The organism is Vibrio sp. L85 (assembly GCF_963871815.1).
Classification (GTDB): domain Bacteria; phylum Pseudomonadota; class Gammaproteobacteria; order Enterobacterales; family Vibrionaceae; genus Vibrio; species Vibrio harveyi.
In genome coordinates this window covers 1-1,043 of the sequence record NZ_CAWMYL010000082.1, presented here as the reverse complement: position 1 = coordinate 1,043, position 1,043 = coordinate 1, and the positions used below count along the sequence as shown (strand labels likewise).

The window sequence follows — 1,043 nt, the reverse complement described above, 5'->3', positions numbered from 1 at the left end:
ATTCCGCAAAAGTTAAATAACCATCATTGCACCATGATGGTGCAATGATGGTTGTCATCTTTTCTTCCTTCTCTCTCTTCGTTCCTGTGTCTGCCCTTCTTTCCGTTCCCTATTCAGTCGCCATGGGTACGGCTTTTTAGCTTTGCGCTGGTCAATTGTTCCCAAGGCGATCCACTGAATACTGATGTTGTCATCCTGACGTTTCTCTTTCTCCGAAAGCGACCACACACCACGGCGCATTGATTTCAATGCGAATGATTGTCTGTGAAAAGGATAAATGCAATAAAAACAATGAGTTACAAAGTTATGCTAAGGCAAGATGACCATCAAAAAAATTTTCAAAATCTCAACTAATTAGCCGCTAAAATCCCAATGTAAAAATATGAATATAGAATGAATTGTCATTGACGCCTTTCAGGGTAAGGCTTCAAGGTTGGTTTCAATGTAAATATAATTAAAATTAATTGAATTGTTATTTATGCCTTGTTTTGTAAGGCAGTAGAGGGGATTTTTAAAGAGTGCTACAATGGTTTTTCATTGGTGTTTAATTGGTTTTTATTGAGGTGAAAAAGTGGACTTCATTGAAATCCATTGAGGAGAAAAAGCTAAATTATGTCGCGTTCTTACCCTTTACAAAGCTCCCTGCGAGGGAAGTTAGAGCAAGATTTTAAGAAGTACAGAGATAGAGAAAGGTTAAGTGATGCTGAGGCAACTCGTCAGCTTTTGACCTTGGCACTGCGCATCAAGCTAAATGATAGTGACGATGATAGACCTTCCAACCGTGAGCTGATGGAAGAGACTTATCGCAGAGTTAGGCAAGTTCAAGGAGTGTTGAATTTAAATTTAGCGCATAGCTTTGATGGTGAGAGTTATTATAAGAACAAGGCCGACTCTATTGAGCAAAGAAAATCGAATACTGCATTGGTAGATAAAAGCGTTGATGAGTATCTTTCAGGCGAAAAAAAAGGGTAGCCACTGGCTACCCTTTTTTATCTTTCTAACTCTCTGTCGATTTCTCTGTCCTCCCAATCACTTTCTTTCTC

At 38.9% G+C, this 1,043-nt stretch carries 1 protein-coding gene; it reads left to right on the top strand.

What is annotated here, in order from left to right:
- Positions 1-612: 612 nt before the first annotated feature.
- A complete protein-coding gene (locus AACR11_RS08715; RefSeq protein WP_017818223.1) occupies positions 613-972 on the top strand; it encodes a hypothetical protein in 360 nt (119 codons plus the stop codon).
- Positions 973-1,043: the final 71 nt, after the last annotated feature.